Genomic DNA, 9,818 nt, shown 5'->3' with positions numbered 1-9,818 from the left:
GCCCGCGCGCCACGGGCCAGCGGCCCGTGAGGCGGCCGGGGCCCGGCGCCGCGCTTCCTCGCGTTCCCGGGCGCCGCGTGGCAAGGACGGGGCCGACCGAGGGCCGGCGGCGCGGCGGGACGCCGCCCCAAGCGCGCGAGGAGGCGACCATCGACGACCTGACCACGGCCTCGAGCGCGCCCGCCGACAGCCCCCGCACGCTCGAGAAGGCGCTCGGCCACCAGGTGCGCCAGATGCGGCGCGAGCGGGACCTCTCCGTCTCGGACCTCGCGGGCGCCGCCGGCATCTCGCTCGGCATGGTCTCCAAGATCGAGAACGGGCAGATCTCCCCCTCGCTCTCGACCATCAGCGCCATCGCGGCGGCCCTGAACGTCCCGATCACCGCCCTGTTCTCCGCCTTCGAGGAGAAGCGGGACTGCTCCTACGTCCGGCGCGGCCAGGGCGTCGTCATCGAGCGGCGGGGCACCAAGGTCGGCCACGTCTACGAGCTCCTCGGCGCCTCCCTGGGGGGAGACCTCGCGGTCGAGCCCTACCTGATCACCCTGGAGCAGGACGCCGAGCCCTACACGGGCTTCCGGCACGCCGGCATCGAGTTCATCTACATGCTCTCCGGCGCGGTGATCTACCGCCACGCCGGCCACGACTACACGCTCGGGCCCGGCGACGCGCTGCTGTTCGATTCCGGCGCCCTGCACGGGCCGGCCGTGCTGGTCGAGACGCCGATGACCTACCTGTCGATCATCATCTACCCGCGGCGCTGAGGGCGGGCCGCGCCCTGGCGTCTTTCCTGTCGGGAAAATTCTATCACCCGCGGTTGACCGCCTCCCGGGCCCCGTGCAAGCTGGCCCATCGCCACCTCTGAGCCGGGCCCCTCGCGATGTGCGGCATCGTCGGATTGTTCCTGAAGACGCCCGACCTCGAGCCGCGCCTCGGCGCGCTCCTCGCCGGCATGCTCGGCACGATGTCGGACCGCGGGCCCGACAGCGCGGGCTTCGCGGTCTACGGCGACCGGATCGAGGGGCTGAAGCTGACCCTGCGCGGCCCCGACCGGACCGTCCTCGCCGAGGCGGTGGCGGGCCTCGGCCGGGCCCTCGGCCTCGACCTCGACGCGACCCTTCGCGACACCCACGCGGTGGTCGTGCTGCCCGCCCCGCGCGAGGCGGAGGGCCGGGACTGGATCGCCGACAGGGCTCCGGGGATCGACGTCGTCGGGGCGGGCCGGCGCATGGAGATCTACAAGGAGGTCGGCCGGCCGGCCGCCGTGGCCGAGCGCTTCGCGCTCCCGGAGATGCGCGGCAGCCACGGCATCGGCCACACCCGCATGGCCACGGAGAGCGCCGTGACGACCGGCGGCGCCCACCCGTTCTCCACCGGCCCGGACGAGTGCCTGGTCCACAACGGCTCGCTCTCGAACCACAACGACCTGCGCCGCCGCCTGCGGCGGGAGGGGCTCGCGTTCGCCACCGAGAACGATTCCGAGGTCGCGGCCGGCTACCTCACCTGGCGCATGCGGGAGGGCGCCTCCCTGCGGCAGGCCCTGGAGGCGAGCCTCTCCGACCTCGACGGCTTCTTCACCTTCGTGGTCGGCACGCGGGACGGCTTCGCGGTCCTGCGCGACCCCATCGCCTGCAAGCCGGCCGTGATGGCCGAGACGGACGCCTACGTGGCCTTCGGCTCCGAGTACCGGGCGCTCGCGGGGCTGCCCGGGATCGGGGGCGCCCGGGTGTTCGAGCCCGAGCCCGCCACGGTCTACGCCTGGGAGCGGACCTGATGCCGCGCTTCGACCTGCGCCAGGAGGGCCTGCGGGCGCTCAACCGCAGCCTCCACGCCCTCGCGCCGGACACCAACGCGACGCACTGGACCGTGACCGGCCCGGACGGGGCCCACGCGGTCGCGGCCGGGCTCGACCTGCCCATCAGCGTCGAGATCGAGGGGCACGTCGGCTACTACTGCGCCGGCATGAACAAGCGCGCGCAGGTCGTGATCCACGGCAGCGCCGGGACCGGCGTCGCCGAGAACATGATGAGCGGCCTCGTGCACGTGCGGGGCGACGCGGGCCAGTCCGCCGGCGCCACGGCGCATGGCGGCCTCCTGATCGTCGACGGCAACGCGGGCGCGCGCTGCGGCATCTCCATGAAGGGCGTCGACATCGTGGTGAAGGGCTCGGTCGGCCACATGTCGGCCTTCATGGCCCAGGCCGGCACCCTGACGGTGCTCGGCGACGCCGGCGAGGCGCTCGGCGATTCCCTGTACGAGGCGCGCCTCTACGTGCGCGGCGCGGTCCGGAGCCTCGGGGCCGACTGCGTCGAGAAGCCGATGCGCGCCGAGCACCTCGCGGAGCTCGCCGGCAAGCTCGCGGCGGCGGGCCTCGCCGGGGCGGTCGAGGCGCGGGAGTTCCGCCGCTACGGCTCGGCCCGGCGCCTCTACCACTTCCACGTCGACAACGCCGGAGCCTACTGAATGAGCGACGAGCCCCGCGCTCCCCGGACGGCGCCCCGGACCTCCGCGACCTTCACGCCCGAGGTGATGGCCGAGATCCGGCGCGCCGCCGCCACGGGCATCTACGACATCCGGGGCGCGGGCGCGAAGCGTCCCCTGCCGCATTTCGACGACCTGCTGTTCCTGGGCGCCTCGATCAGCCGCTACCCCCTGGAGGGCTACCGCGAGCGCTGCGGCACCGAGGTGACGCTCGGCGCCCGCTTCGCCGGCAAGCCCCTGCGCCTGCGCACGCCGATCACCATCGCGGGGATGAGCTTCGGCTCGCTCTCGGCCCAGGCCAAGGAGGCGCTCGGCCGCGGCGCCACCCTGGCGGGCACCTCCACCACCACGGGCGACGGCGGCATGACGCCCGAGGAGCGGGCGCACTCGCGCACGCTCGTCTACCAGTACCTGCCCTCCCGCTACGGCATGAACCCGGACGACCTGCGCCGGGCCGACGCCGTCGAGGTGGTGGTCGGCCAGGGCGCCAAGCCCGGCGGTGGCGGGATGCTGCTCGGCCAGAAGATCACCGAGCGGGTCGCCGGCATGCGCACCCTGCCGCCCGGCATCGACCAGCGCTCGGCCTGCCGCCACCCGGACTGGACCGGACCGGACGACCTCGAGATCAAGATCGGGGAGCTGCGCGAGATCACCGACTGGGAGAAGCCGATCTTCGTCAAGGTGGGCGCCTCGCGCCCCTACTACGACACCGCGCTCGCCGCCAAGGCCGGCGCCGACGTGGTGGTGCTCGACGGGATGCAGGGCGGCACCGCGGCGACCCAGGACGTGTTCATCGAGCATGTCGGCCTGCCGACCCTGGCGGCGATCCGGCCGGCCGTGCGGGCGCTGCAGGACCTCGGCCTGCACCGGCAGGTCCAGCTCGTGGTCTCGGGCGGCATCCGCTCGGGGGCGGACGTCGCCAAGGCGCTGGCGCTCGGCGCCGACGCCGTCGCCATCGGCACGGCGGCCCTGATCGCGCTCGGCGACAACGACCCGCGCTGGCAGGCCGAGTACGAGGCGCTCGGCACCACGGCGGGGGCCTACGACGACTGGCACGAGGGCAACGACCCGGCCGGCATCACGACGCAGCGCCCCGAGCTGGCGGGCCGCCTCGACCCGGTGCAGGGCGGCCGGCGCCTCGCCAACTACCTCGCGGTGATGACGCTCGAGGCCCAGACGATCGCGCGGGCCTGCGGCAAGAGCCACCTGCACAACCTCGAGCCCGAGGACCTCGTGGCGCTGACGATCGAGGCCGCCGCCATGGCGGGGGTGCCGCTCGCCGGCACCGACTGGGTGCCGGGCCGGACGCCCTGACGGCGCACGGGGGCCGCGCGCCCCGCCCGGCGCGCGGCCCTTTTCTTGGATGCGGGCCTGCCGGCCGGGCGGGGCCCGGCAGCCGGAGGGGAGCGCGGTCGCGATGACGCTGGATCTGGAGCAGGCCGCCGCGGAGCGGGGCATCAAGTACTTCCTGATCTCCTACACCGACCTGTTCGGCACGCAGCGCGCCAAGCTCGTGCCGGCGGCGGCGATCCGCGGGATGGCCCGGGACGGGGCGGGCTTCGCCGGCTTCGCGACTTGGCTCGACATGAGCCCGGCCGACCCGGACCTGTTCGCCGTGCCCGATCCCGACGGGCTGATCGCGCTGCCCTGGAAGCCCGAGGTCGGCTGGCTCCCGGCCGACCTCAGGATGGCGGGCGAGCCGGTCGCCCAGGCGCCGCGCACCCTCCTCAAGCGCCTCGTCGCCGAGGCGGCCCGGGACGGGCTCAGCCTCAAGACCGGCGTCGAGTGCGAGTTCTTCCTGATCGCTCCGGACGGCAGCGGGCCCGCCGACGCCGCCGACCGCCAGGTCAAGCCCTGCTACGACCAGTCGGCCCTGATGCGCCGCTACGACGTGATCACCGAGATCTGCGACGCCATGCTGGCGCTCGGCTGGGGCCCCTACCAGAACGACCACGAGGACGCGAACGGCCAGTTCGAGATGAACTGGGACTACGCCGACGCCCTGGTGACCGCCGACCGGCACGCCTTCTTCAAGTACATGACCCGCTCGATCGCCGAGAAGCACGGCCTGCGCGCGACGTTCATGCCCAAGCCGTTCCCGGACCTGACCGGCTCCGGCTGCCACGCCCACGTCTCGCTCTGGCGGGACGGGCGCAACCTGTTCGCCGACCCGGCCGACCCCCTCGGCCTGTCGCAGGCCGGCTACCACGTCATCGGCGGCATCATGCAGGCGGCCGACGCGATGGCGGCAATCACCAACCCGACGGTGAACTCCTACAAGCGCCTCAACGCCCCGCGCACCGCCTCGGGCGCGACCTGGGCGCCCAACACCGTGACCTACACGGGCAACAACCGCACCCACATGATCCGCATCCCGGACGGCGGGCGCTTCGAGCTCCGCCTCGCGGACGGGGCCGTCAACCCCTACCTGCTCCAGGCCGTGATCCTGGCCGCCGGCCTCGACGGCCTGCGCCACGGCCGCGACCCGGGCCCGCGGCTCGACCTCAACATGTACACCCACGGCCACACCGTGGAGGGCGTGAAGCGCCTCCCCCTCAACCTGCTCGACGCGCTGCGGGCGCTCGAGGCGAGCCCGGTGCTGAACGAGGCGCTCGGCGCCTTCGTGCCGAGCTACCTCAAGCTCAAGACCGAGGAGTGGAACGCCTACGCGGCCCACCTGACCCAGTGGGAACGCGACACCACGCTCGACTGCTGACGGGCCGGCCGGGACGCGCCCGCGCCCGCGCCGGCACGGCGGCACGGCGGCGCGGCGGCGCGCGGGCGATTGACGAGTGTTCGTGGTTCCCTCCAAGCTGCGCCCCGCGCGGCCCGGGACGGCCGGAGGATGGGAGAACGCCACCGTCGGTCCGGGGCCGCCGCGCGCGGCGGCGCGAGGACCATCCACCACCGCACCGGCGAGGCGGGCAGGAGCCCCGGGCCTGCGGCGCGCGCCGACGAACCCGCAACAACGATAAAACCTGGAGGAAACAACGATGCTCAGCAGGAGACGTTTTCTGGGCGGCGCCACGATCGGGGCCGCCGCGGTCTCGGGGGGCCTCCTCGACTGGGCGCAGGCCTGGGCGCAGGAGCAGCCGTTCAAGCCGGAGCCCGGCGCGCGCCTGACCTTCCTGCGCTGGGCGAAGTTCCTTGAGGCCGAGGACCGCGCCACCCGGGAGAACATCGCCGCCTTCAGCAAGGCGACGGGCGTCGAGGTCATCGTCAACAACGAGTGGCAGGACGATATCCAGCCCAAGGCGGCGGTCGCCGCCAACGTCGGCTCGGGACCGGACGTGGTCTGGGCGCTGCACACGACGCCGCATCTCTTCCCGGACAAGCTCCTCGACATCAGCGACGTGGCCGAGTACGTCGGCGGCCGCTACGGCGGCTGGTATCCGCTGATCGAGGAGTACGGGCGCAGCAAGGGACGCTGGATCGGGATCGCCAACGTGGTGATCGGCGTGCTGCCGGTCTACAGGCCGTCCCTCGTCAAGGCCGCGGGCTTCGACGCGTTCCCGCAGGACACCGACGGGCTCCTGCGGCTGTGCCAAGCCCTCAAGGCCTCGGGCAAGCCCGCGGGCTTCGCGTTCGGCAAGGCGCCGAGCGACGGCAACTCCTTCCTGCACTGGCTGCTCTGGGCCCACGGCGGCAAGGTCACGGACGAGGCCGGCCGCTCGACCATCAACAGCCCGGAGACGCTGCGCGCCATCGACTACGCCCGCGCGCTCTACGCCTCCTTCATCGACGGGACTGCCGGCTGGAACGACGCGACCAACAACCAGGCCTTCCTCGGCCAGAACATCTCGCTCACGAACAACTCCGTGTCGATCTTCGGCAAGGCCCGCGCCGACAAGATGGCCTTCGCGGACGACATCGACCACGCGGCCTGGCCGGTCGGGCCGGCCGGCGGCGCGGCCGAGTTCCACCTCGTCTACCCGTTCATGGTCTTCGCCTACACGAAGTACCCGAACGCCGCGAAGGCGCTGCTCGCCTTCCTGATGGAGCGGCCGCAATACGAGAAGCTGCTGGAGGGGTCGGCCGGCTACGTCAGCCAGTCGCTGAGGGGCTACGAGTCGAGCCCGGTCTGGGCGAAGGACCCGAAGATCGCCCGGTTCAAGGACGTCGCGGCCCGGGGCAAGCCCGCCTCCTGGCCCGGGCCCCTGGGCAGCGCGGCCGCCGGGGTGCTGGCGGATTACGTCGTCATCGACATGTTCGCGGAGGCCGTCACGGGGAGCGCGAGCCCGAAGGACGCGGCCGCCAAGGCCGACAAGCGGGTCCAGCGCCACTACCGGGCCTGACGCAAGCCCGGGGATGCGGCGCTCCGGCCAGGGAGCGCCGCATCCCCGCCCCCTCTCTCGCAGCGGATGGATCCCGTGACTGATCGCCCGACGCTCGGCTTCATCGGCATCGGCCTGATGGGCGAGGCGATGACGCGCCGCCTCCTCGACCGGGGCTGGACGGTGACGGTGTGGAACCGGGAGCCCGGGAGGCTCGACACCGTGGTGCCGTACGGCGCCAGGGCGGCGGCGTCCCCGGCGCGGGTCGCGGAGGCCAGCGACGTCGTCCTGGTCTGCGTCCTCGACACCGACGCGGTGCAGGCCTGCGTCTTCGGCCCGGACGGCGTCGCGCAGGCGCGGCCCGCCCCCGCTCTCCTGGTCGACTTCTCCACCATCGACCCGGAGGCGACGCGGCGCTTCGCGCAGGCGCTCGGGGGCACGGGCTGGATCGATGCCCCGATCTCCGGCGGCCCCGACGCCGCCCGCGACGGCAGGATGACCGTCATGGCGGGCGGGTCCGAGACCGACCTCGCCCGCGTGCGGCCGGTCCTCGCGGACCTCGCCGGCAACGTCACGCGGATGGGCGGGGTGGGGGCCGGCCAGACCACGAAGATGATCAACCAGGCCATCGTGGGAGCGGGGTTCGTCGTGATGGCCGAGGCGCTCGCGCTCGCCGAGCGGGCCGGGATCGACGCGGCCGCCCTGCCGGCCTGCCTGGAGGGCGGCTTCGCCGATTCGAGCCTCCTGCGCCGGCTCTACCCGCAGATGCAGGCCCGCGCCTTCGACCCGCCGAAGAGCTACGCGCGCCAGCTCCTGAAGGACCTGAGGTCGCTCGGCGCCTTCGCGCAGGGGCTCGGGCTCGACCTGCCGATGGCGGGGGCGGCGCAGGCGCAGTACCGGGCCCACGTGGAGGCGGGGAGCGGCCTGCGCGATTCCGCCTCCATCATCGACCTCTACCAGGCGCGCGACCCCCAGGCGCGCGACCCCGGCCCGGCCGGCTGAGGCGGCGCGCCCGGCGCCCGGGCGCTGCTCAGGCCGGCGCGCGGGCCGCGAAGTCCTGCTCGAACTCCGAGAGCTCGGTCGGGTTGAGGTCCGACACGGCCCAGAACGTCAGCCCGGCCTGGACCCAGCGCAGCAGGCTGTAGCCCTCGCGCGAGGTGCGGTCCCGGCGCAGGCCGCCCGGGGCCGCCGTGCCCGGCCAGATGAAGAGGTTGATGACGTGGTCCCGGCGCCGGTAGACGAGCGCCGCGACCACCCGGCCGTTGATGTAGTCGAGGCGCCCGCCGACGAGCGAGAACCCCCGGTCCGCCAGGTCGACCACGGGGGGCGCGAAGTCGAGCCTGCCCGCGAACCACGGCTTGACGCCGTGCTGGTCGGAATTCGTCACGTCGGTCAGGTGGGCGGCCAGGAGCGAGCGCACGTGGCCGGAGACCAGCTCGTCGGGGAGCGGCGGCTCGCCGGGCTCGAGGCCGCGGGGCAGGACGGCGAACACGGCCAGGCAGGCCGCGAGGGCGAGGGCGAGGCCGCCCCGCGCCCCGCCGATGCGCCGCAGGACTCCGCTCCTCACGGATCCGCCCTCCCTGGGCGGCCGGCCCGGGGGAGCCGTCCGGGCTGCCAGGGGTGCCGGGGCGGCCGGGGCGCCCGCCGCCTCGGCCGCGATGGCGGCGGCCAGGCGCTCCCGCAGCGCGTCGGGCGCGCGGTGGCGCAGCCCGGGCTGCCGGCGCTGCTGCCGCTCCGCCCGCAGCCGGGCGTACGCCTCGGCGCAGGCGCAGCAGCCCTCCAGGTGCGCCTCGACCCGCAGGGCGTTCGACGCGTCGAGCTCGCCGTCGAGGAGGCCGTGCAGCAGGAGCGCCTGGTCGGGGCAGGGTTCCTGGCGCGGCGCGTGGGGCGCGGTGGTCATCGGAATGCGTGCTCCCTGCCCGGACCGGATCCGGGCGCATCGGTGCCGAGGAGGCGTTGCCACGAGGCCCCGAACATCGTCCGCGCCCGCGCCAGGCGCGACATCACCGTGCCGATCGGCACGCCCGTGATCTCGGCGATCTGCCGGTAGGAGAGATCCTCCATCTCGCGCAGGACGAGCGCCTCCCGGAACGGCTCCGGCAGGGTCTCGATCAGGGTCCGCACGGCCGCGGCCTCGTCGCGCCGCAGCAGGGCGGCCTCCGGCGTCACGGCCTCCCGGTCCCAGGGGTCGCCCGCGGGCTCGTCCGTGCCGCCGTCGGCCCGCACCGCCGGCGCCCCCCCGGCCTTCGAGCGCGCCGCCGCCCAGGTGAGGAAGCAGTTGCGCACGATGGCGAGGAGCCAGGCCCGGGCATCGCCGCCGCGGTAATCCTCGAAGCTCCGCAGGGCCCGCAGGACGGCGTCGTGGACGATGTCCTCGGCGCAATCCCGGTCGCGCGCGAGGTAGCGCGCGAAGGTGTAGGCCGCGTCGAGGTGCGGCATCACCGTGTCGTTGAACCGTGCCGCGGCGTCGGCCATCAGCACCCGGCCTCCCGCAGGGGCGACGCACGGGCGGCGGAGTCCGGCGGTGCCCCCCGGGCCGGCGCGGCCGCCGCGGTGCGCTCCGGAGCGGCCGCGAGGGCACCGAGCAGGCAGGCGTAGAGGAGGAGACCCATGGCGGCATCGGCCCACGACACGGCGTGGTCGCCCGGATGGTAGGACGATCCGCCCTCGTCCCGCCAGTCCCGGCCGGGTCCCCGGGACGGGCGCCTCACGGCGCCCGCCCGGCGCCGTCCGGCGCGGCCTGCACCACCACCGTGGCGACCATGTGGGGGTGCAGGGAGCAGAAGTAGCGGTAGGTCCCCGCCCGCTCGAACGTCACGGCGAAGCGGTCGTCGGTGTCGAGCGCCCTGGAGCGAAAGCTCTGGTCGTTCGCCACGACGGTGTGGGGGATGTCGTCGCCGTTGACCCAGGTCACCCGGGTCCCCGCCGCGACGGTCAGGACCGCGGGCGAGAACGTGAAGTTGTCGATCCGCACCTCGGCCGCGGGCGGCTCGGCGGCGGTCGCGGGCGACTCGGCGGCCGCCGCGGTCGGCTCGGCCGCCGCCGCCGCCGCCGGGGCGGCCGGGC

At 74.5% G+C, this 9,818-nt stretch carries 11 protein-coding genes; 7 read left to right on the top strand and 4 right to left on the bottom strand.

Going from position 1 to position 9,818, the window contains the following annotated elements; all coding sequences use genetic code 11:
* The first annotated feature begins 149 nt into the window (after window positions 1–149).
* The 7 genes from DT057_RS32220 to DT057_RS32190 all read left to right on the top strand — a co-directional run bounded on the left by DT057_RS32220 (window position 150) and on the right by DT057_RS32190 (window position 7,754).
* Window positions 150–761, top strand: coding sequence for a helix-turn-helix domain-containing protein (locus tag DT057_RS32220; RefSeq protein WP_128566117.1), 612 nt, complete (start codon window positions 150–152; stop codon window positions 759–761).
* A 116-nt stretch (window positions 762–877) separates the two neighbouring features.
* On the top strand, window positions 878–1,771 hold the full coding sequence (locus DT057_RS32215) for a class II glutamine amidotransferase (RefSeq protein WP_128566116.1): 894 nt from the start codon (window positions 878–880) through the stop codon (window positions 1,769–1,771).
* Window positions 1,771–2,460: a protein glxC gene (locus tag DT057_RS32210; protein ID WP_128566115.1), complete on the top strand. Its 690-nt coding sequence runs from the start codon at window positions 1,771–1,773 to the stop codon at window positions 2,458–2,460. The genes DT057_RS32215 and DT057_RS32210 overlap by 1 nt, the downstream gene beginning before the upstream one ends.
* Window positions 2,461–3,792, top strand: coding sequence for an FMN-binding glutamate synthase family protein (locus DT057_RS32205; RefSeq protein ID WP_128566114.1), 1,332 nt, complete (start codon window positions 2,461–2,463; stop codon window positions 3,790–3,792). It begins immediately after the preceding gene.
* A 103-nt stretch (window positions 3,793–3,895) separates the two neighbouring features.
* Entirely contained in the window at window positions 3,896–5,194 is a 1,299-nt protein-coding gene (gene glnT / locus DT057_RS32200; RefSeq protein ID WP_128566113.1) for a type III glutamate--ammonia ligase, read from the top strand.
* A gap of 277 nt (window positions 5,195–5,471) precedes the next feature.
* Window positions 5,472–6,773 carry an ABC transporter substrate-binding protein gene (locus tag DT057_RS32195; protein ID WP_128566112.1) on the top strand — a complete coding sequence of 434 codons (1,302 nt, stop codon included), beginning with the start codon at window positions 5,472–5,474 and terminating at the stop codon, window positions 6,771–6,773.
* A 75-nt stretch (window positions 6,774–6,848) separates the two neighbouring features.
* On the top strand, window positions 6,849–7,754 hold the full coding sequence (locus DT057_RS32190; RefSeq protein WP_238314026.1) for an NAD(P)-dependent oxidoreductase: 906 nt from the start codon (window positions 6,849–6,851) through the stop codon (window positions 7,752–7,754).
* A 28-nt stretch (window positions 7,755–7,782) separates the two neighbouring features.
* On the opposite strand, the gene DT057_RS32185 is transcribed toward DT057_RS32190, so the two are convergent.
* The 4 genes from DT057_RS32185 to DT057_RS32170 all read right to left on the bottom strand — a co-directional run.
* Window positions 7,783–8,652 carry an anti-sigma factor family protein gene (locus DT057_RS32185; protein WP_128566110.1) on the bottom strand — a complete coding sequence of 290 codons (870 nt, stop codon included), beginning with the start codon at window positions 8,650–8,652 and terminating at the stop codon, window positions 7,783–7,785.
* A complete protein-coding gene (locus DT057_RS32180; RefSeq protein ID WP_128566109.1) occupies window positions 8,649–9,227 on the bottom strand; it encodes a sigma-70 family RNA polymerase sigma factor in 579 nt (192 codons plus the stop codon). Before DT057_RS32180 ends, DT057_RS32185 begins: the two co-directional genes overlap by 4 nt.
* Window positions 9,227–9,463 (bottom strand): hypothetical protein, encoded by a 237-nt coding sequence (locus DT057_RS32175; RefSeq protein WP_128566108.1) that lies wholly within the window; start codon window positions 9,461–9,463, stop codon window positions 9,227–9,229. The genes DT057_RS32180 and DT057_RS32175 overlap by 1 nt, the downstream gene beginning before the upstream one ends.
* The coding region (locus tag DT057_RS32170; RefSeq protein ID WP_128566107.1) for a cupredoxin domain-containing protein at window positions 9,460–9,818 on the bottom strand (359 nt) is incomplete at its 5' end. The genes DT057_RS32170 and DT057_RS32175, both read right to left, overlap by 4 nt.

This window comes from Methylobacterium crusticola (assembly GCF_003574465.1).
Classification (GTDB): domain Bacteria; phylum Pseudomonadota; class Alphaproteobacteria; order Rhizobiales; family Beijerinckiaceae; genus Methylobacterium; species Methylobacterium crusticola.
This window is presented reverse-complemented; position numbering and strand designations above follow the sequence as displayed.

What these genes read in the sequence shown, in the direction of transcription:
- DT057_RS32195 (WP_128566112.1), top strand. Translation starts at nt 5,472, where the DNA reads ATGCTCAGCAGGAGACGTTTTCTGGGCGGCGCCACGATCGGGGCCGCC.
- DT057_RS32210 (WP_128566115.1), top strand. Translation starts at nt 1,771, where the DNA reads ATGCCGCGCTTCGACCTGCGCCAGGAGGGCCTGCGGGCGCTCAACCGC.
- DT057_RS32205 (WP_128566114.1), top strand. Translation starts at nt 2,461, where the DNA reads ATGAGCGACGAGCCCCGCGCTCCCCGGACGGCGCCCCGGACCTCCGCG.
- DT057_RS32185 (WP_128566110.1), bottom strand. Translation starts at nt 8,652, where the DNA reads ATGACCACCGCGCCCCACGCGCCGCGCCAGGAACCCTGCCCCGACCAG.
- DT057_RS32180 (WP_128566109.1), bottom strand. Translation starts at nt 9,227, where the DNA reads ATGGCCGACGCCGCGGCACGGTTCAACGACACGGTGATGCCGCACCTC.
- DT057_RS32215 (WP_128566116.1), top strand. Translation starts at nt 878, where the DNA reads ATGTGCGGCATCGTCGGATTGTTCCTGAAGACGCCCGACCTCGAGCCG.
- glnT (WP_128566113.1), top strand. Translation starts at nt 3,896, where the DNA reads ATGACGCTGGATCTGGAGCAGGCCGCCGCGGAGCGGGGCATCAAGTAC.